Source organism: Pseudoxanthomonas sp. (assembly GCF_027498035.1).
Classification (GTDB): domain Bacteria; phylum Pseudomonadota; class Gammaproteobacteria; order Xanthomonadales; family Xanthomonadaceae; genus Pseudoxanthomonas_A.
The window spans coordinates 3,254,045-3,272,428 of record NZ_CP114978.1; the positions used below are offsets into that span (position 1 = coordinate 3,254,045).

19 protein-coding genes are annotated in these 18,384 nt (G+C 68.7%); 14 read left to right on the forward strand and 5 right to left on the reverse strand.

Annotated features, from left to right (window positions below; all coding sequences use genetic code 11):
• Nucleotides 1-22: 22 nt before the first annotated feature.
• Nucleotides 23-1,561 carry a sensor histidine kinase gene (locus O8I58_RS14135; RefSeq protein ID WP_298317293.1) on the reverse strand — a complete coding sequence of 513 codons (1,539 nt, stop codon included), beginning with the start codon at nt 1,559-1,561 and terminating at the stop codon, nt 23-25.
• On the reverse strand, nt 1,558-2,271 hold the full coding sequence (locus tag O8I58_RS14140) for a response regulator (protein WP_298323006.1): 714 nt from the start codon (nt 2,269-2,271) through the stop codon (nt 1,558-1,560). Before O8I58_RS14140 ends, O8I58_RS14135 begins: the two co-directional genes overlap by 4 nt.
• A gap of 594 nt (nt 2,272-2,865) precedes the next feature.
• Here O8I58_RS14140 and O8I58_RS14145 point away from each other — a divergent pair.
• The 5 genes from O8I58_RS14145 to fghA all read left to right on the forward strand — a co-directional run bounded on the left by O8I58_RS14145 (nt 2,866) and on the right by fghA (nt 6,578).
• Complete coding sequence (locus O8I58_RS14145) at nt 2,866-3,264, forward strand: hypothetical protein (RefSeq protein WP_298317297.1); 399 nt, start codon at nt 2,866-2,868, stop codon at nt 3,262-3,264.
• 345 nt (nt 3,265-3,609) lie between these two features.
• Nucleotides 3,610-3,885, forward strand: coding sequence for a metal/formaldehyde-sensitive transcriptional repressor (locus O8I58_RS14150; protein ID WP_298317300.1), 276 nt, complete (start codon nt 3,610-3,612; stop codon nt 3,883-3,885).
• Nucleotides 3,886-3,942: 57 nt separating this feature from the next.
• Nucleotides 3,943-5,052 (forward strand): S-(hydroxymethyl)glutathione dehydrogenase/class III alcohol dehydrogenase, encoded by a 1,110-nt coding sequence (locus tag O8I58_RS14155; RefSeq protein WP_298317302.1) that lies wholly within the window; start codon nt 3,943-3,945, stop codon nt 5,050-5,052.
• A gap of 70 nt (nt 5,053-5,122) precedes the next feature.
• Nucleotides 5,123-5,698 carry an S-(hydroxymethyl)glutathione synthase gene (gfa, locus tag O8I58_RS14160; RefSeq protein WP_298317305.1) on the forward strand — a complete coding sequence of 192 codons (576 nt, stop codon included), beginning with the start codon at nt 5,123-5,125 and terminating at the stop codon, nt 5,696-5,698.
• A 49-nt stretch (nt 5,699-5,747) separates the two neighbouring features.
• Nucleotides 5,748-6,578 carry an S-formylglutathione hydrolase gene (fghA, locus tag O8I58_RS14165; RefSeq protein ID WP_298317308.1) on the forward strand — a complete coding sequence of 277 codons (831 nt, stop codon included), beginning with the start codon at nt 5,748-5,750 and terminating at the stop codon, nt 6,576-6,578.
• A gap of 75 nt (nt 6,579-6,653) precedes the next feature.
• Here fghA and O8I58_RS14170 read toward each other — a convergent pair whose 3' ends face one another.
• Nucleotides 6,654-7,568: an intradiol ring-cleavage dioxygenase gene (locus O8I58_RS14170; RefSeq protein WP_298317311.1), complete on the reverse strand. Its 915-nt coding sequence runs from the start codon at nt 7,566-7,568 to the stop codon at nt 6,654-6,656.
• Between the two features lie 179 nt (nt 7,569-7,747).
• Between O8I58_RS14170 and O8I58_RS14175 the strand changes: the two genes are divergently transcribed.
• The 9 genes from O8I58_RS14175 (at nt 7,748) to virB11 (ending at nt 15,751) form a co-directional block, all read left to right on the forward strand.
• Complete coding sequence (locus O8I58_RS14175; RefSeq protein WP_298317314.1) at nt 7,748-8,428, forward strand: lytic transglycosylase domain-containing protein; 681 nt, start codon at nt 7,748-7,750, stop codon at nt 8,426-8,428.
• Nucleotides 8,425-8,721, forward strand: coding sequence for a TrbC/VirB2 family type IV secretion system protein (locus O8I58_RS14180; protein ID WP_298317317.1), 297 nt, complete (start codon nt 8,425-8,427; stop codon nt 8,719-8,721). The genes O8I58_RS14175 and O8I58_RS14180 overlap by 4 nt, the downstream gene beginning before the upstream one ends.
• A 10-nt stretch (nt 8,722-8,731) precedes the next feature.
• The gene (locus O8I58_RS14185) at nt 8,732-9,016 is read left to right on the forward strand and encodes a VirB3 family type IV secretion system protein (protein WP_298317319.1); all 285 of its coding nucleotides are present in this window, start codon (nt 8,732-8,734) and stop codon (nt 9,014-9,016) included.
• Nucleotides 9,013-11,400: a VirB4 family type IV secretion/conjugal transfer ATPase gene (locus O8I58_RS14190; protein ID WP_298317322.1), complete on the forward strand. Its 2,388-nt coding sequence runs from the start codon at nt 9,013-9,015 to the stop codon at nt 11,398-11,400. Before O8I58_RS14185 ends, O8I58_RS14190 begins: the two co-directional genes overlap by 4 nt.
• Entirely contained in the window at nt 11,400-12,545 is a 1,146-nt protein-coding gene (locus O8I58_RS14195) for a TrbL/VirB6 family protein (RefSeq protein WP_298317325.1), read from the forward strand. The genes O8I58_RS14190 and O8I58_RS14195 overlap by 1 nt, the downstream gene beginning before the upstream one ends.
• Nucleotide 12,546: 1 nt before the next feature.
• A complete protein-coding gene (locus tag O8I58_RS14200) occupies nt 12,547-13,380 on the forward strand; it encodes a TrbG/VirB9 family P-type conjugative transfer protein (protein ID WP_298317328.1) in 834 nt (277 codons plus the stop codon).
• The gene (locus O8I58_RS14205) at nt 13,370-14,434 is read left to right on the forward strand and encodes a TrbI/VirB10 family protein (RefSeq protein ID WP_298317331.1); all 1,065 of its coding nucleotides are present in this window, start codon (nt 13,370-13,372) and stop codon (nt 14,432-14,434) included. The genes O8I58_RS14200 and O8I58_RS14205 overlap by 11 nt, the downstream gene beginning before the upstream one ends.
• A gap of 66 nt (nt 14,435-14,500) precedes the next feature.
• Nucleotides 14,501-14,791 carry a hypothetical protein gene (locus O8I58_RS14210; protein ID WP_298317336.1) on the forward strand — a complete coding sequence of 97 codons (291 nt, stop codon included), beginning with the start codon at nt 14,501-14,503 and terminating at the stop codon, nt 14,789-14,791.
• Nucleotides 14,792-15,751: a P-type DNA transfer ATPase VirB11 gene (gene virB11 / locus O8I58_RS14215; protein ID WP_298317338.1), complete on the forward strand. Its 960-nt coding sequence runs from the start codon at nt 14,792-14,794 to the stop codon at nt 15,749-15,751.
• A gap of 3 nt (nt 15,752-15,754) precedes the next feature.
• Here the strand turns inward: virB11 and O8I58_RS14220 are convergent, their stop codons facing one another.
• Both O8I58_RS14220 and cfa read right to left on the reverse strand, forming a co-directional pair.
• A complete protein-coding gene (locus tag O8I58_RS14220; protein ID WP_298317341.1) occupies nt 15,755-16,936 on the reverse strand; it encodes an arabinose transporter in 1,182 nt (393 codons plus the stop codon).
• A 203-nt stretch (nt 16,937-17,139) separates the two neighbouring features.
• Nucleotides 17,140-18,297 carry a cyclopropane fatty acyl phospholipid synthase gene (gene cfa / locus O8I58_RS14225; RefSeq protein WP_298317345.1) on the reverse strand — a complete coding sequence of 386 codons (1,158 nt, stop codon included), beginning with the start codon at nt 18,295-18,297 and terminating at the stop codon, nt 17,140-17,142.
• Nucleotides 18,298-18,384 lie beyond the last annotated feature (87 nt).

The window sequence follows — 18,384 nt, forward strand, 5'->3', positions numbered from 1 at the left end:
CTGCGCAGGCTAAAGCAGGCGCTTACTGCTCGTTCTTCGCGCGCGGCAGGATCACCCAGGCGCGCAGGCCGCCGCCTTCGCGGTTGCTCAGTCCGATTTCACCGCCATGGGCCAGCACGATGGCGCGGGCGGCCGACAAACCCAGGCCAATGCCGCCGGTTTCCTTGTTGCGCGAGTTCTCGCCGCGGAAGAACGGCATGAACAGCTTGTCGCCCAGGGCCGGATCGATGCCCGGGCCGTCGTCGTCGATTTCCAGCCTTGCGTGGCCGTTGTCCTGGCGCACGCGGACCCGCGCGCACCGGCCGTACTTGACCGCGTTGCCGATCAGGTTGCCGGCCACGCGCCGCAGTGCCAGCGGGTCGCCGTCCAGCATCACGCTGTCGCCGGGCTCCAGGGTGACGTCCTGGCCGATGTCGGCGGCGTCGTCGACCACGCTCTCCACCAGCTGCTGGAAATCCAGGCGGTCGCGCGGGCCGCTGCGCGACTGGTCGCGCAGGAATTCCAATGCCACCGTGATCATGTGCGCCATCTCGTCGATGTCGGCCGCGGCGCGCTCGCGCAGCGGTGAATCGATGTCGTTGAGGCGGAACGCCAGTCGTGCCAGTGGCGTGCGCAGGTCATGTGCGATCGCCCCGACCATGTGCGTGCGCTCGGCCACCATGCGGCTCAGGCGCGCCTGCATGGCGTTGAATGAGTCGGTGGCCTGGATGATCTCGGCCGGGCCACGCCGCTCCAGCGGGGATGCATCCGGGTCACGGCCCAGGCGGTCGGCGGCGGCGGCGAATTCGCGGATCGGTGCGGACAGCGCGCGCGAGAACCACCACGCCAGCGGCAGCATCAGCAGCAGGCCCAGCAGGAACAGCACCGCCAACTGCACCTTGAAGGCGTTCGACAGCGTCACGCCGTTGTAGCGCACCACGCGCCAGCTGCCATCGGCCTGCTGGGCGCCGGCAATGAATCCGTTGGCTACCAGCGTGCGCGGTCCGAAGCCGAACGCGCGGTTCTCGCCGAGCTGATCGTCGGACGCGTCCGGCGGCATCATCTGGCCTGGCGGCCTGAAATCGGGTGCATCGTCGCGTGGCGGCGGTGGGGTCGTGCGGTCCTGCGAGGCGGCGCCGTCGGGTTCGCCGTTGGGCATCTGCCGTACCCAGGGCGGCCCATTGCGCAGACGCGGCGGCGGCATCCCGCCGGCGTCGTTCATGCGCGCGTCGAACGAGGCGGTGTGCTTGGACTTGGCGCGGAAAAAATGCACCTGGCTGGTCGGCTGGCGCATCCATTCGGCCAGGATCGCCCGCATGAAGGGGTCTTCCACGTTCATCGCGCCGGTGCCCTCTGGCGCCTGGGGCTCGTCGGTGACCGAGACTTCCTTATTGGACGCCGGCATGCGGGTGGACAGCAGTGCGACCACTTCGGGCAGGTCGACCGGTTGGTTCCAGACCGGCGTGCGCATGAACAGCAGGGCCAGGCCAATGCACTGCGCCAGGACCAGTGCTGCCGCAAGCAGCACGAAGGTCCTGGTGAAGATGGAGCGGCCGGAGCGGCCTCCGGCCGCGTCGGTCATAGGCGCGTGACTGCAGGCAGCAGCATGTAGCCCTCATTGCGCACGGTGCGGATCAGTTCGGCATGGCCACGGCCGTTGATCTTGCGGCGCAGGCGGCTGACCTGGCTGTCGATGGCGCGGTCGAACACTTCGGTGCCGCGGCCACGGGCCAGGTCCAGCAGCTGATCGCGGCTCAGGACGCGCTGGGGGTGTTCGACGAAGGTGCGCAATAGCGAGAACTCGCCGTCGGACAAGGTGATGTAGTTGCCGGCCGGGTCACGCAGGTCGCGGCGCACCGCGTCCAGGCGCCAGCCGCCGAATTCGTACTGGCTGCCGCGGACTTCCGGCGCGGCGCCAAAGGCTTTCTGGCGACGGAGCAGGGCGCGCACGCGGGCGAGCAGTTCACGCGGGTTGCAGGGTTTTGCCAGGTAGTCGTCGGCGCCCACTTCCAGGCCAACGATGCGATCAGTGTCGTTGCCGAGCGCGCTGAGCATCAGCACGGCCGGGCCATTGCCGGAGTTCAGCCGGCGCGCCACGCTCAGGCCATCTTCGCCCGGCATCATGACGTCCAGGATGATCAGGTCGGGGCGGCCCTGTTCGAGGGTCTCCCACATCTCCTTGGCATTTTCTGCCTCGTCCACGACGTAGCCGTGGCCGATCAGGAAATCAACGGTGAGTCGGCGCAGGTCCGGGTCGTCGTCGACGACCAGGATGCGGAATTCAGGGTCCATATCAGCGAGGATGGCGTTCATGGCGGGAAGAAATACCCCGCCAGTGTAGGCGTCGTTTGTCAAGTTGACAAAGATGTCGACACAAACCCTGTGGTATTCAGCCGCCGGCAGGGCATCTGGAAATGCCGGGGGCTGCCATGCGGTGGCAACGGCCTGCCATGTCATCCGGCCAATTTAGCGTTGGGTTCTTGCGCGGTGATCGTCAGGTCGTGGCCGCGATGCAACCTTCGGCGAGATTCTCCCGGTAACGACGCTGCTTCGGTGCGGCCGTTAGCCTGGCGTGACCGGGAGATTCGCCGATGCCATACAGGGGCCGGGTATGGCCGGATGTTCGCGCCGTGGGCAGCAGGGAAGGCTGCGGTGCATTGCGTCGTCAAGGGCTGGCATTGCGGGCACATCGTGGCCTGCCAGTCTGCATCTGCACCGGGCGGGCCTTGCGGTCGTCGGTGCCGGGCATCCGGCCGACGCCGGTGCTCGTGGGGACAAGTGAGTTGTCGTTGAGCCAATCGCGTGGCCATGAGGCTGCGCCCAACAGGAACCGGCCTGTCCGGCGCGCCAGCGCACCGGCAGCCGGATACGCCAAGGAGAAACTGCATGCGCCTGATCCGTACCCATCATCTCGCCGCCGCAACGCTGCTCGCGTTGCTGTGTGTGGGCTCCGCCTGGGCGAGCCCAGCGTCGGTCGCCGTTGACGCGGCCCCGTCCGATCTGCCGCCGCCCGGCCCGCCGGGCCCGCCGGGCCCGCCGCCACCGCGTGATCCCAAGTTCGCCGCAGCCATGGATGCCTGTGCCGCCGAGCAGGGGCTTCCGCCGCCGCCCAAGCCGGGCGAGCGTCCCGACGGTCCGCCGGCGGAAGGCAAACGTCCCGACCACGCCAAGTTCGAGGCCTGCATGACGGCCAAGGGCTTCAAGCGCCCGCCGCACCCGCCGGGTGACCACCGCGGTCCGCCGCCGCCGCCGCCGGAAGATGACGCCGATGGTGGTGGTAACTGATCGCGCTGGAATGGTGATGGACTGGGCCGCGTAGGCCGCGGCCATGCCCACGGCGGGTCATGGCTAGAGGCCATCCCGTCGTATTCAAGTCCCTTGACAGGTCCTAAGTTGCTTGATTGACGGTCTCCTCCCCGGGGGAGGCGCAAGGTCGACCCGCATGTGTTTGTCACATGCGGGTCTTTTTTTGTTTCCGCCATCCTTGGCGGAAGCACTGGGGGCCATCGCTGCGCGATATCAAGAACCTGCTCCAGGCTTTTTTGCCTCGACGGGTGCGCCGCGACCTCGGCTTGCGGTCGGCCAGGTGAGCGGGGATACTGTCCCCCAGTATCAGGATCGCCTGCGCAGATGCCCCATTCGCCCACCGAAAAGAAACGTGTCCTGACCCGCCTGCGCCGGATCCGCGGGCAGACCGAGGCTTTGGAGCGCGCGCTGGAAGCCGGTGCCGAGTGCGGCCCGGTGCTGCAGCAGATCGCCGCCATCCGTGGTGCGGTCAACGGCCTGATGTCCGAGGTGCTGGAAGCCCATATGCGTGAAACCTTCGGCCATCCCGCCGACGGCGAGGCCCAGCGCGAGGCGCGCGTGGCCGAAATGACCGGGTTGGTGCGGTCCTATCTCAAATAACGCGCGTCGCGCGTCGTTCCGTTTCCCCCCATTACGTAAAAGCAGGAGTCCACATCCATGAAATCCCGTGCCGCCGTTGCGTTCGGTCCCGGCAAGCCGCTGGAGATCGTCGAGATCGATGTCGCCCCGCCCAAGGCTGGCGAAGTGCTGGTCAAGATCACCCATACCGGCGTCTGCCACACCGACGCCTTCACCCTGTCCGGTGACGACCCGGAAGGCCTATTCCCGGCCGTGCTGGGCCACGAAGGCGCCGGCATCGTGGTCGAAGTCGGCGAGGGCGTGACCAGCGTCAAGCCGGGTGACCACGTCATTCCGCTGTACACCGCCGAATGTGGTGAATGCCTGTTCTGCAAGTCGGGCAAGACCAACCTATGTACCTCGGTGCGTGCCACCCAGGGCAAGGGCGTGATGCCCGACGGCACCACGCGCTTCTCCTACAACGGCGAGCCGATCTACCACTACATGGGCTGCTCGACCTTCAGCGAGTACACCGTGGTGGCCGAAGTCTCGCTGGCCAAGATCAACCCGGAAGCCAATCCCCAGCACGTGTGCCTGCTCGGTTGCGGCGTCACCACCGGCATCGGCGCGGTCCACAACACCGCCAAGGTCCAGGAAGGCGATTCGGTGGCCGTGTTCGGCCTGGGCGGCATCGGCCTGGCGGTGATCCAGGGCGCGCGCCAAGCCAAGGCCGGGCGCATCTTCGCCATCGACACCAATCCGTCCAAATTCGAGTTGGCCAAGCAGTTCGGCGCCACCGACTGCGTCAACCCGAAGGACTACGACAAGCCGATCCAGCAGGTCATCGTCGAGATGACCACCTGGGGTGTGGACCACACCTTCGAGTGCATCGGCAACGTCAACGTCATGCGCGCCGCGCTGGAATGCGCACACCGTGGCTGGGGCCAGAGCGTGATCATCGGCGTGGCCGGTGCGGGCCAGGAAATCTCGACCCGCCCGTTCCAGCTGGTCACCGGACGCCGTTGGCTGGGCACCGCCTTCGGTGGCGTGAAGGGCCGTAGCCAGTTGCCGGGCATGGTCGAGGACGCCATGAAGGGCGATATCGAACTGGCGCCGTTCGTCACCCACAGTTTGCCGCTTGAAGAGATCAACGAGGCCTTCGACCTGATGCATGAAGGCAAGTCGATTCGTACGGTGATTTCCTACTGACCGTCGCCGTGCGCTTGGGCGTGCGGAAGCCTCCGCACGCTTTATCTGTCGTGTAAACGGGAGGAAACAGATGAGCGCTTTATCGATACATCCGAGTGTGGATCATGGCGTCAAGAAAGGGGATGCCGGCTTCGGTGGCGGCACCCTGCAATGCAGGTGCGGCAGCGACAAGGTCGAAGTGAGGGTCGGCTCCAATGTCGCGCACAACCATGCCTGCGGCTGCACCAAGTGCTGGAAGCCGCAAGGCGCGGCGTTCTCGGTGGTCGGCGTGGTGTCACGTGACAACGTCAGCGTCACCGCCAACGCGGACAAGCTGTCCATCGTCGACGAGAAAGCCACGATCCAGCGCCATGCCTGCAAGGCCTGTGGCACGCACATGTATGGCCGCATCGAGAACAAGGACCATGCGTTCTACGGCCTGGACTTCATCCACGTCGAGCTTTCGCCGCAGCCCGGTTGGGAAGAGCCACGCTTTGCCGCGTTCGTCTCGTCCATCATCGAAGGGGGCGGTGCGCGCCCGGAACAGATGGATGGCGTGCGTGCGCGCCTGACCGAATTGAACCTGCCCCCGTACGACTGCCTCAACCCGCCGCTGATGGACATCTTGGCCACCCAAACCGCCAAGCTCAGCGGCGTGCTGCAGTAACGCAATCCGACGTGGCGGCGCGGGCCGCCACGTCCTTCAAGGACATCCAATGGAACGCATCGAACATCGCGCCGTCAGCGGCGGCTGGCAGGACGTCTATCGCCATCGCTCCGAGGTGCTGGATTGCGAGATGAATTTCGCCATCTACCTGCCACCGCAGGCGGCCACGCAGAAGCTGCCGGTGTTGTACTGGCTCAGCGGTCTGACCTGCACCGAGCAGAACTTCATCACCAAGGCCGGCGCACAGCGGTATGCCGCGGAACACGGCGTGATCGTCGTGGCGCCGGACACCAGTCCGCGCGGCGATGGTGTCGCCGATGCCGAGGGTTACGACCTGGGCAAGGGCGCGGGCTTTTATCTCAATGCGACACAGTCGCCGTGGGCGGCGCATTACCGGATGCACGATTACATCGCCGCCGAGTTGCCGGCGTTGATCGAGGCACATTTCCCGGTCACCGGTGCACGCAGCATCAGCGGCCATTCGATGGGCGGCCACGGTGCGCTGGTGATCGCGCTGAAGAACCCCGGGCGTTACCGCAGCGTGTCGGCGTTCTCGCCGATCGTGGCGCCCTCGCAGGTGCCGTGGGGCGAAAAGGCCTTCACCGCCTATCTGGGCGAAGACCGCGCTGCATGGCATGCGTGGGATGCGACCGAACTGGTCAAGACCGCGCAGGAACGCCTGCCGCTGCTGATCGACCAGGGTGAGGGTGACGAGTTCCTGGCCAACCAGCTCAGGCCGGAGCTGTTCCAGGCCGCCGCGGCGCAGGCCGGCTACCCGATCACCCTGCGCCTGCAGCCTGGTTACGACCACAGCTATTACTTCATGGCCAGCTTCATCGGCGAGCACATCGCCCACCACGCCGCGGCGTTGAAGGCCTAGCCGATCGGGGGCGTGCCCCCGCGGGCGTTCGCGCTGCCGGCGCTCAACCGAACCGGCGGCGCGATGCCCGCCGCGTCACGCCGAGATGCCGACCGTGATGGTGGCGGTATAGCCGTTGGTGGTATCGCCGCTGAAGGTCGGCGTCTGCCAGGCGATTTCCTCGTCGCTGTTGTCGCCGAACACATTGTCGCTGGACAGGCTGACCTTGGCCTTGTTGGTGACGCTGGCGCTGTAGCCGCTGACGCTGGCATAGACCGCGTCGCAGACATCGCTGTCCATCGCCATTTGCGAAGTCAGCACCTTGTTGGTGTAGCTGGTGGCGCTGTCCAGGCTGGGATAGACCTCGAAGTGGATGTGCGGCCAGCGGCCGTCGTAGCAGGCCGGGAAGATCGTGGTGAAGGTGATCTGGCCGTTGCTGTCGGTCTCCTGCACGCCACGCAGGTAGTTCTGGTCCAGGATGCCGGTGCTGTACAGCGAGTAGGTGCCGTCGCGGGTGCAGTGCCACAGGTAGATCGCATAGTCCTCCAGCACGGCGCAGCTGTCGTTGACGTTGACCAGGGTGATCGTCAGCGTCAGCGGCAGGCCCTCGGCGGTGCCGGTGTCGTCGCCGAAGCTGGTGGTGATATCGCTGCGCACGATGCCGCTCTGCGAGAGCACGTTGACCACGCTGCCGCTGACGCTGTTGGAGCCGTCGGCCGGGTAGGGCCCCTGGGTTTCGGTTGGATCGACCAGGCAGGTGTCACCGGAATTGCTGGTGCCGGTCGTGGTGGTCGTGCTGGTCGTCGTGGTGGTGGTCGCCGTGCTGGTTGAAGTAGTGCTGCTTGAACTGCTGCTCGAGCTGCTCCCGCCACCGCCGCAGGCCGTCAACAGCGCCATCGTGCCGCCCGAGGCGATCCAGCCCAGCACGCGTCGGCGCTCGTTGTGCCGGAGTTGGATGGTTTCCAGGTCAAACTGCAGACCGCGGTCATGGTCTTCCACGTGATCAGTCATGGCGTGCTTTCTCTAAGCGTGGCTGTGTCGGAGAGGTGGCCTGTCGATGGGGGGAACAGGTCGTCAAGTCTTGGCCCGCGGTCGTCGCGACGATTTGCCTGAATGTCGCCAAAAACGGCAAATGTCGACCGTGCGTTGCATGCGAGGATCGCGGCGCCTCCCTCCTTCCCCCCAACGAAATGTCGTTCCCCGCCGCCGTGCCAGCCCCGCTTTGTCACCGACGCCTGCGCACCCTGCAGCGCGGCCGTGCCATGGCGTTGACGGGGTTGCAGCTGCTGGCCGCGTGTTCGGCGCTGCTGCTGGCGTGGTGCGCCGATGCGCAGGTGCTGGAGATCGATGACCTGGGCAACGTGCGCCAGGTCGGTGCGGGCTGGAGCGCGCCGCCGCGGGCGCCTGAACTGACGGCCCTGCAGGCGCCGCCCGAGCGGTATGCCGCGGCGTTCGCCGCCGCCGCGGCCGACTACGGCATCAGCGTGTCCCTGCTGCAGTCCCTGGCCTGGTCCGAATCGCGCTTCGACCCCGACGCTGTGTCGCCGGCCGGCGCGATCGGCCTGATGCAGTTGATGCCCGAGACCGCGCGCGCGCTGGGCGTGGACCCACGCCAGCCGCTGCAGAACATCCGCGGCGGCGCGGCCTACCTGCGCCAGCAGCTGGATCGCTTCGACGGCGACCTGGAAAAAGCGCTGGCCGCCTACAACGCCGGCCCCGGCTGGGTTGAACAGCACCACGGCGTGCCGCCTTTCGCCGAGACCCGGCGTTATGTCGCCAGCAACCTGGAGCGCCTGGCCAGCGACAGCCTCGCCGCGCCCGCGCCTGTCGCGCTTTTCTCTTCGACCGAAATTTCCGGAGGCACACCATGAACCTGCGTTCCGCCCGCATCTGCTTCGCCCTTGTCGCGCTGTGCCTGCCGTCGCTGGCGCTGGCAGCGGACCCGGCCGGTTCCGGCCCGATCCTGTCGGCGCTGGACTGGATCCAGGGCACCTTGCTGGGCAACGTCGCGACCGCGGTGGCGGTGATCGCGGTGGCCGTGGTCGGCTTGATGATGTTGACCGGGCGCGTGCACTGGCGCTTCGGCGCGACCGTGATCCTGGGTTGTTTCGTGCTGTTCGGCGCGACGACCATCGTCGCCGGCATTCGCTCGGCCGCGGGCTGAGGCCACGACGATGAGCCGGCTGCGTGCGACACCGATCTTCGCCGCGTTGACCCGGCCGCAGATGTTTGCCGGCGTCACCTACAGCTTCTTCATCGTCAACGGCGTGGTCACCACCGAGGCGTTCCTGGTGACGCGTTCGTTCTGGGCGCTGGTGGTGGCGGTGGCGGTGCACGGGATTGGCTATCTGGCCTGCCTGCGTGAACCGCGCATCTTCGACCTGTGGCTGGCCCGGGTCAGTCGCTGTCCGCGCGTGCGCCACTGGCGCCAGTGGCGCTGCAACAGCTACGCGCCATGATCGGCAGGCGCGAACAACGCGCGGGCGATCACCTGCCCTACGCTCGGATGCTGGATGCGCATACCGTGCAGTTGCGCGATGGCGCGCTGCTGCAGTGCCTGCACCTGGGCGGGTTGGCGTTCGAAACAGCCGACAGCGAAGAGCTGGACTACCGCCAGCAGGCGCGCGACGCGGCGCTGCGCGCGATCGCCGATTCGCGCTTCGTGCTGCACCACCACGTCGTGCGGCGACGTGCCAGCGCCGACCTGGACGCAGCCCATGACGATCCGGTGTGCGGCCTGATCGACCAGCGCTGGCGGCAGCGCCCGGGCGCGCAACGGCTGTTCGTCAACGAGCTGTTCCTGAGCGTGCTGCGACGTCCCTCGCGCGGCAAGGCCGGCCTGGCCGAACGGTTGGCGCGCGGGCTGCGCCGTGGCTTGGGCAGCCAGTCGCAGCAGCAGCTGCTGGAACGCGACCTGCGCGACCTGGAGGCCGCGCGCGATGCGCTGCTCGCTGCGCTGCAGCCCTACGGCGCGCGCCTGCTTGGCGATTACGACAGCGCGCACGGCGTGTGTTCCGAACCGCTGGAACTGCTGTCGGCGCTGTACAACGGCGAGCTGCGGCCACTGCTCAAACCCATTGGCGATGCCGGCCATTACCTGCCGTACCGGCGGATCAGCTTCGGGCTGGAAGCGATCGAACGCAGTGGCCCGGGGCCTGCGCGCGATTTCGCCGCGCTGTTGTCGCTGAAGGAATATCCAGCGCAGGCGATGCCCGGCATGTTCGATGCGCTGCTGCGGCTGCCGCACGAACTGGTGCTGGCCGAGAGCTTCGGTTTCGTCGAACGCCAGCTGGGGTTGGAGCGACTGTCGCTGGCGCTGCGCCGGCAGCGTGCGGCCGATGAGGATTCGGCATCGCTGCGCCAGGGCCTGATCGAGGCCAAGGACGACCTGGCCTCCGGCCGCAGCGTGTTCGGCGAACACCGGTTGCAGCTGCAGGTGCGTGCGCCGTCGCTGGATGCGCTGGATGCGGCGGTGGCCGAATGCGCATCGGCGCTGGCCGACCTGGGCGCGGTGGTGGTCCGCGAGGATCTGGCCCTGGAACCTGCGTTCTGGGCGCAGTTTCCGGGCAACGAGGCCTATGCCGCGCGCAGTGCGCTGGTCTCCAGCGCGGCCTTCGCCGGGCTGGCGTCGCTGCATGGGTTTCCGCTCGGCCAGGCCAGCGGCAATCATTGGGGTGATGCGGTGACGGTGCTGGAAAGCACGGCGGCCACGCCGTACTTCTTCAACTTCCATCGCGGCGACCTGGGTAACTTCACCGTGATCGGCCCGTCGGGTTCGGGCAAGACCGTGGTGCTGAATTTCCTTGCCGCGCAGGCGCAGAAATGGCGGCCGCGGCTGCTGCTGTTCGACAAGGACCGTGGCGCGGAAATCTTCATTCGCGCCATCGGTGGGCGCTATGCCGGGCTGCGTACCGGCATGGCGACCGGCTTCAATCCGCTGCAGCTGCCGGACAACGCCGGCAACCGCGCATTCCTGCGGCAGTGGATCGCGCGCTTGCTGTGCGCGCCGGGACAGCGGCTGGACGCGGACGAGGAAGCCATCGTCGCCGCCGCGGTCGATGCCAACTACGACCAGGCGGTCGAGTTCCGCCGGCTGCGCTGGTTCGCCGAGCTGCTGGCCGGCCGGCGTCGCCCGCAGCCGGGCGACCTGGCCGCGCGACTGGCGCCGTGGCACGGCGACGGCGAGCACGCATGGCTGTTCGACCATGCGCAGGACCAGCTGGATCTGTCGTTGCCGGTGCTCGGGTTCGACATGACCGAACTGCTCGACGCGCCGGTGCTGCGCACGCCGGCGATGATGTATCTGTTCCACCGGGTCGAGGAGCGCCTGGACGGCACGCCAGCGATGATCGTCATCGACGAAGGCTGGAAGGCGCTGGACGACGAGGTGTTCGCCGCGCATATCCGCGATTGGATGAAGACCCTGCGCAAGCGCAACGCGATCCTGGGCTTCGGCACGCAGAGCGCGCGCGATGCGCTGGACAGCCGTGTCTCCAGCGCGATCATCGAACAGGCCGCCACGCAGTTGTTCATGCCTAATCCGCGCGCGCGCGCCGACGACTATTGCGAGGGCTTCGGCCTGACCCCGCAGGAACTGGAACTGGTGCGCACGCTGCCGGCCGGCTCGCACTGCTTCCTGGTCAAGCACGGCCACGACAGCGTGATCGCGCGGCTGGACCTGTCGGCGATGCCGGAGCTGCTGACGGTGCTGTCCGGGCGCGAATCCAGCGTGCGCAGGCTCGACCAGCTGCGGGCCGAAGTCGGCGATGCGCCGACCCAGTGGTGGCCGGCGCTGACCGGCGTGCCGTATCCGCAGCCGCGCGCGGCTGGGGCGGTGGCGTGATGCCGAGTTGCCCGGCGATCCCGATTGATGGCAACGGTGGCCTGGCCGGCGCGCTGACTGCGATCGACTGCCAGCTGGGTGCGGTGGTGCAGGCCGGTTATGGCCGGATCTTCGGCGACGCGGGCGGCCTGGCGCTGGCTCTGCGCGGCTTGCTGGTGATCTGGGTGGCGCTGCTGGCGCTGGGCCTGATCGGCGGCCACCTGCGCGCCCGGGCCATGGGGCCGCGGCTGTTTGGATGCGTGCTGGTGCTGACCTTCGCCACCGCGTGGCCGGCGTACCAGACCGTGGTCTACGGCCTGCTGGTGGGCGGCCCGGGCCAGATCGCCTCGGGCCTGCTCGGCGGCAGTCATGGCGCCACCCAATTGTTCGCCGCGCGTCTGGACCGCTTGTTCGGCAGCCTGGTCGAACTGGGCCGGGTCTTCGATGCGCAGGGCGACGACGCGTCCGCAGCGTTGAAGCTGGCGTCCCGCCTGGTCTGGGGCAGTGCGTTGAGCCTGCTGTTTTCCACCGTCGGCCTGCTGGTGGTGGCGCGGATCGTGCTGGCGCTGCTGCTGGCGCTGGGACCGGTGTTCATTGCCTTCGGCCTGTTCCGTGGAACCCGCGGACTGTGCGAGGGCTGGCTGCGGATGGCGCTGGCGTTCGCGCTGCTGCCGATGCTGGTGACGCTGTCCGGCGCGGCGTTGCTGCGGGTGCTGGACCCGTTGATCGACGCCATCGCGCAGGACCCGCTGGCCGCGGCCGAACAGCAGAAGCCGCTGATGATGCTGTCCCTGGGCTGCGGGATTTACCTGGGCCTGCTGCTGGCGCTGGCATGGACTGCCGCTGGCATCGTGCGCGGTTGGCGATTCGCCCGCGCCGGGTCTGCATCCCCTGCGGCGGCCGCGCCGTCTGCGTGGTCGCCGGCCGCGGTCCACGCGCCCGGCCATGTGGCGCGCGCGGCGGTCGTGCAGGCACAGCTGCACGCGCCCGATGCTGCGAGGGTCGCGGTGCAGGTGCGCACCGCCGATCCCGCGCGCCTGCCTTCGATTGCACCATCACCGCCTGCCGTCCTGGCAGCGACTTCTCCCCCGCCGCGCCGCAGTGGCCTGGGCCAGCGCCTGCGGCCCAAGGCGCCGGCGACACCGTTGACGCCCCGTGCCCGCTGACATGCCCATCGACATTCCCACGCCTGCGCGCGCGCTCGGCACCGGCCTGCTGCTGTGGCTGGCCGCGGCAGCGCTGCCGGCCAGCGCCGACAGCCGCATCCGCGAGATCGATTACAACGACCGCGTCGTGGTGCGGCTTGAAGCCTGCTACGGCTTCCAGACGATGATCGAATTCGGCGCCGACGAACGTATCGAGAACGTCGGCCTGGGCGAGGCGTCGCAATGGTTGGTCGTGCCGAACAAACGCGCCAACCTGCTGTTCGTCAAACCCGGCTACAAGGTGAGCCACAGCAACATGACCGTGGCCACCGACCGCCACCGCTACAGCTTCGAGCTGGTCGCGCGCGACAGCGAGGCCTGCAAGCGCGGCCAGGTGGTCTACGACCTGCGCTTCCGTTACGCCGATCCGGCGCCCGTGGTGGTGGCGCCGGCCGCCGCGCCCGAACCGGCCACGCCGGTGGTCGCGCCGATGCCGGCAGCGGAAGTACGCAACCGCGCCTACAGCTTCAGCGGCGCGCGCGAAAACGTGCCGCTGCGGGTGTTCGATGACGGCACCCGCACCTGGTTCCAGTGGGCCAGTGGGGCCAGCGCGCCGGCGGTGTTCGCGGTGGCCAGCGATGGTTCGGAAACGCTGGTCGGTTTCACCGCGCAGGGCGATTACCTGGTGGCAGACCAGGTCGCGCCGAGCTTCGTGCTGCGCCGGGGCGAAGCGGCGGCCACGCTCTATAACGATGGCTATCGCGTGCCGCAGCTCGATGCACAGTCGCCGCAACCGCGCGCGGTGCCGGCCAAGCGCCGGTTCTTCCTGTTCGGAGGCAAGCGCGATGCGCAATGACGCGCCCGGTGGCGGCGATCCGCGTCGCCAGCTGGACTCCGATGCGCTGCATGCGGCCTCGTTGCGCGCCGCGCCGCAGGTCGCGCGTCCGGCGCGTGCCGGCGATAACCTGGGGTTCGTGTTCGGCGTGCTTGGCGCCATTGCCCTGGGCGGGCTGACCCTGGTGCTGCTGTCGTGGCAACGCCAGGCACCGCCACCGGCGCCGCCGCCTCCGGTGAGCGTGCCAGTCACGGTACCCGCAGCGGCGCCAGCCATTACCGCGCCCGTGGCCATTCCCGCGAAGGCCGTCGCGCCGGCTGCAGACGATGGCGCCCCGCAAGGCCGCCAGTCGCGGGCCATGCCGATGATCATCGACAACAGCGTGGTCGAACCTGCGGCTGCGGCCCGCTCCGGCGAAGGCAAGGCCACCGCGGCCGCCGGCGAAGGCAGGCCTGCCGGTGCCGTACTCAACGCCGACGAGCAGTTCGCGGTGCGCATTGGCGATGACGCGCCGCCGCTGGCGCAGGCCGTCGCGCTGGCCCATCCGCAGGCGACGGTGGTGCAGGGCACGATCATCCCGGCGGTGCTGGAAACCGCGCTCAACACCGACCTGCCGGGCTACGCGCGGGCCATCGTCAGCCGCGACGTGCGCAGCTTCGATACCAGCGTCGTGCTGATCCCGCGCGGCAGCCGCCTGGTTGGCCAGTACCGCAGTGGCATCAGCACTGGGCAGAGCCGCGCGTACATCATCTGGTCGCGGGTCATCCGCCCCGACGGCGTGTCTGTGCAGCTGGGTTCGCCGGCCATCGATGGCGAAGGCCAGACCGGCCTGCCGGGCGAGGTCAACCGCCACTTCTGGCAGCGCTACGGCGCCTCGATCCTACTCTCGGTGGTGGGTGGCGCGGCCAGCGCACTGGGCGGTGACACCGGCACGCTGGTGATCGGCACATCGGCCAACAGTGCATCGGCGCAGGCGTTGTCCACCGACGGCAAGATCCCACCGACCATCCAGGTGCCGCTGGGCACGCCGATCCAGGTCTTCACCGCGCGCGACCTCGATTTTTCCGGCGACTGAGCCGAAGGGCCGCGCGTTTCATCCCCTGCTGCACAAGGACTCCATCCGTTGAACCATCGTGTCTGCATGTTCGCCCTGATCCTGGCTTCCACCCTGGCCGGCACTGCCTGCGCGCAGCAGGCGGGCGGGCCGCCATCGGGCAAGGGCGCGCCCAATCCCCAGGTCGAGGCAGCGATGAAAGCCTGCGCCGCCGAACAGGGCGCCAGCGCACCGACCGCCGGCAGCCAACCCAGCGGCACGCGGCCGGACATGCAGGCATTCGACGCCTGCATGTCCGCCAAGGGCTTCCCCAAGCCGAAAGGCGCACCGCCGCAGGGTGGCGACGGCGGTGGCAACCCACCGCCCGGCAACGGCTGAGTGGGCCAGGCCCGCACCCGCGCGATGCCACAGGACGTCTACCTGCAGCGCTACCTGCAGCCACTGCAACCGTGGCTGCAGGCGCCGGACGTGACCGAAATCCTGGTCAACCGACCGGGCGAAGTGTGGATCGAACGCCTTGGCCAGCCGCGCATGCAGTGCGTGCAGGTCGAGGGCGTCGATGACCAGCTGCTGGAGCGGCTGGCCACGCAGATCGCGCGGGTCAGCCATCAGGCCGTCAACCGCGTCCACCCGCTGCTGGCGGCCACCCTGCCGGGCGGCGAGCGCGTGCAGATGGTGTCGCCGCCGGCCACGCGCCGGCACTGGGCGCTGGCGATCCGCCGCCACCTCGACATGGACCTGCCGCTGGACGGCTACCGCTTCGCCGACCCGATCGCGCGCGACGACGCCAGCTGGACGCCGGCACCGACCCTGGATGCGTTGCGCGAAGCGGTGCGGCGGCGGCGCACTATCCTGATTTCCGGCGGCACCTCGTCGGGCAAGACCACCTTCCTCAATGCGCTGTTGAAGGAAGTCCCGGCGCATGAGCGGATCCTGGCCGTCGAGGACACGCCGGAAATCCACCTCGGCCAGCCCAACCACCTGGGCCTGGTCGCGGTGAAGGGCGAGCAGGGCGAAACCCGCATCGGCACCGGCGACCTGCTCCAGGCCGCGTTGCGGCTGCGCCCGGACCGACTGTTGCTGGGCGAGGTGCGCGGCCCCGAAGCGGTGACCTTCCTGCGGGCGATCAACACTGGCCATCCCGGCTCGTTCACCACCATCCACGCCAACAGCCCGGCTGGCGCGCTGGAACAGCTGGCATTGATGGTGATGCAGTCCGGGCTTGGCCTGGGCCGCGCCGACACGCTGGCCTACATCCGCAGCGTGGTCGACGTGGTCGTGCAGCTGGGCCGGGTCAATGGCGAACGCCGGATCCTGGCGTTCGAACCGCTGGCCTGAGCGTCAGCCCGTGGCCTGCACGACGGTGCGCCGCTGCAGCATGACCGTGACGGCCACGCCAGCGGCGGCCGACAGCGCCGCCACCGCGAAGATCGACGCATAGCCGAAGTGGGTGGCGATGATCCCGGCCACCGGCCCGGTCACCGCATAGGCGATGTCCTGGAACGCCGCATAGCCGCCCAGCGCCGTGGCCCGCATCTGCGGCGGCACGCGCTGCACGACCACCACGCCCAGGGCCGGGAACACCAGCGAGCAGCCCATGCCGGCGATGAAGGCGCCGACCAGGGCGGAGGTCGGCGTGGTCGCCATGGCCAACACGGCCAGGCCGACGCATTCGCCGATCATCGACATCATCGCCACGCGCGCACCGCCGAAGCGGTCCAGCGTGCGCGCCAGCAGCAGCCGCGACAGCACGAAGCCACCGCCGAAGGCGCTCAAGGCCAAAGCGGCGCCGGTCCAGTGCTGGTCGTTGAAATACAGCACCGCAAACGCACTGATCGAAGCGAAGCCCATGCCCTGCAGCGCCAGGCCAATCGATGGCAGCGCGATCCGGCCCAGCACGTCGCGCAACGGCAGGCGCGCGCCGGCCACCGGTGTCGTGGCCGGCACGCTGCCGGTCAGGGCCAGTGCGGCCAGCGGCAGCAACAGGCAGGCCACGGCGACCGCGGGGAAACCCAGCGCATCGGACAGCCCAACGCCGATCGGCGCACCGACTGCCAGCGAGGCGAAGATCGCCAGGCCGACCCAGGTCATCACCCGTCCCGCGCGCGGCTGGCCGACCGTGCCGATGCCCCAGGCCAGCACGCCGGTGACCAGCAGGCTTTCGCCGACACCAGCCGCCAGGCGCCCGGCCACCAGCAGGATCAAGGCGGCACCGGGCAGCAGGCCGGCAAGCAGGTAGGTGGCGCCGGAAACAGCCAGCAGCACGCAGCCGCGCCGCATCGCGCGAGCAGGGCCTGCGGTATCGGCGATGCGCCCGGCCAGCCCGCGGGTCAGCACGGTGGCGACGAACTGCACGCCGATCACGCAGCCGACCACCACATTGGCTTGATGCAGGGTGTCGCGGACGAAGACCGGCAGCACCGGGAGCGGCAGGGCGATGGCCAGGTACGCGGCGAAGACGGCCAGGCACAGGCGCACCAGGCGCCAGGTCGCGGTCTGGGATTGGGTTTGAACGGAAGACATGGACAACGGACCTCGATGGGGTCGGCGGCGTGTCGGTCCGCCCGGGTCCAAGCCCATGCGCGACCGACGTCCGGACCGAAGATGCCGGCCGACGTGGTAGCGCGTTGGTTGACGTAAACGCTTACGCGGAACCGTGCCGCGGCACGGTCCCGAAGGGCGCGCAGCCTAACGCAGGCCAGGCAGCGGCGACAACCGCGCCGGTGTCACGGCGCCAGCGGCCGCTGGTATCCGCCTTCCACGCCATGCCGGGACAGCACCAGTTGCCACAGCTGCAGGCTGCGCGCGCGGAAGGCGCCTGCGCAGGACAGCAGGTAGTAGCGCCACATCCGGCCGAAGCGCTCGCCCAGCTGCTCGGCAAAGCGCGGCCAGGCCTGGGCGAAGTTGGCGTGCCAGGCCATCAGCGTGCGGTCGTAGTCGGCGCCGAAGTTGTGCACGTCCTCGACCACGAAGCGGCCCTCACCGGCCGCGGTGATCTGTGCCAGCGTCGGGATCTCGCCATTGGGAAAGATGTAGCGGCTGATCCAGGCATCGGTGGCGCCGGTGTCGGCCTGCTTGCCGATGGTATGCAGCAGGAACAGGCCGTCGTCGGCCAGGCAGCGCGCGGCCACGTCCATGAAGTCGCGGTAGTTGCGATGCCCGACGTGCTCGAACATGCCGATGCTGACGATCCGGTCGAACTGCCCGGTGACCGCGCGGTAGTCCTGCAGGCGGAATTCCAGCGGCAGTCCGGCGTAACGCTGCTGGGCCCAGCTGGCCTGTTCCTTCGAGATCGTCACGCCCACGCATTCGACGCCGTGGCGCTGCGCCGCGTAGCCCATGAAGCTGCCCCAGCCACAGCCAATGTCCAGCACCCGCATGCCGGGTTCCAGCCCCAGCTTGCGACAGACCAGCTCCAGCTTGTCTTCCTGCGCCTGGGCCAGGGTCTCGGCGTTGGCCCAATAGCCGCAGGTGTAGGTCATGCGCGGGTCGAGCATCGCCGCGTAGAAGTCGTTGCCCAGATCGTAATGGGCCTGGCCCACCTGCCAGGCGCGCCGGGCGGTCTGCAGGTTGAACAGGCGCGCGCGCAGGTGGTGCCAGAGCAGTTCCGTTGGATGCAGCTGGTGGCCGAGGTCGGCACGCAGCACCCGGTGAAACAGCACGTCCAGCTGGTCGCAGTCCCAGTGCCCTTCCATGTACGCCTCGCCCAGGCCGAGGTTGCCCTGGGCAAACACCCGCGCCGGTACGTCGTCATCGCGCAGGCGCACGTCCCAGGGGCGGTCGCCATCCAGCCGGACGTCGGCCTGCTGCAGCAGCGCGCCCAGCTTGCGGGTGAGCGTGTCCTGGCTGTGTTCGGGCAGCGTCCCGCTATCGAAGGTCAACATGCTGGCATCTCCAATCACCGTTGGGTGATCCCGCCAGCCTGGAACATGGCACGTCGCGGCAGACGCAGGTCATGGAAGCGCACGCCA

Coding starts and splice junctions, on each gene's coding strand:
- O8I58_RS14140 (WP_298323006.1), bottom strand. CDS start 2,271: ATGGACCCTGAATTCCGCATCCTGGTCGTCGACGACGACCCGGACCTG.
- O8I58_RS14170 (WP_298317311.1), bottom strand. CDS start 7,568: ATGACTGATCACGTGGAAGACCATGACCGCGGTCTGCAGTTTGACCTG.
- O8I58_RS14185 (WP_298317319.1), top strand. CDS start 8,732: ATGAGCCGGCTGCGTGCGACACCGATCTTCGCCGCGTTGACCCGGCCG.
- O8I58_RS14135 (WP_298317293.1), bottom strand. CDS start 1,561: ATGACCGACGCGGCCGGAGGCCGCTCCGGCCGCTCCATCTTCACCAGG.
- O8I58_RS14210 (WP_298317336.1), top strand. CDS start 14,501: ATGTTCGCCCTGATCCTGGCTTCCACCCTGGCCGGCACTGCCTGCGCG.
- O8I58_RS14195 (WP_298317325.1), top strand. CDS start 11,400: ATGCCGAGTTGCCCGGCGATCCCGATTGATGGCAACGGTGGCCTGGCC.
- gfa (WP_298317305.1), top strand. CDS start 5,123: ATGAGCGCTTTATCGATACATCCGAGTGTGGATCATGGCGTCAAGAAA.
- O8I58_RS14150 (WP_298317300.1), top strand. CDS start 3,610: ATGCCCCATTCGCCCACCGAAAAGAAACGTGTCCTGACCCGCCTGCGC.
- O8I58_RS14180 (WP_298317317.1), top strand. CDS start 8,425: ATGAACCTGCGTTCCGCCCGCATCTGCTTCGCCCTTGTCGCGCTGTGC.
- cfa (WP_298317345.1), bottom strand. CDS start 18,297: ATGTTGACCTTCGATAGCGGGACGCTGCCCGAACACAGCCAGGACACG.
- O8I58_RS14155 (WP_298317302.1), top strand. CDS start 3,943: ATGAAATCCCGTGCCGCCGTTGCGTTCGGTCCCGGCAAGCCGCTGGAG.
- fghA (WP_298317308.1), top strand. CDS start 5,748: ATGGAACGCATCGAACATCGCGCCGTCAGCGGCGGCTGGCAGGACGTC.
- O8I58_RS14200 (WP_298317328.1), top strand. CDS start 12,547: ATGCCCATCGACATTCCCACGCCTGCGCGCGCGCTCGGCACCGGCCTG.
- O8I58_RS14145 (WP_298317297.1), top strand. CDS start 2,866: ATGCGCCTGATCCGTACCCATCATCTCGCCGCCGCAACGCTGCTCGCG.
- O8I58_RS14220 (WP_298317341.1), bottom strand. CDS start 16,936: ATGTCTTCCGTTCAAACCCAATCCCAGACCGCGACCTGGCGCCTGGTG.
- O8I58_RS14175 (WP_298317314.1), top strand. CDS start 7,748: ATGTCGTTCCCCGCCGCCGTGCCAGCCCCGCTTTGTCACCGACGCCTG.
- O8I58_RS14190 (WP_298317322.1), top strand. CDS start 9,013: ATGATCGGCAGGCGCGAACAACGCGCGGGCGATCACCTGCCCTACGCT.
- O8I58_RS14205 (WP_298317331.1), top strand. CDS start 13,370: ATGCGCAATGACGCGCCCGGTGGCGGCGATCCGCGTCGCCAGCTGGAC.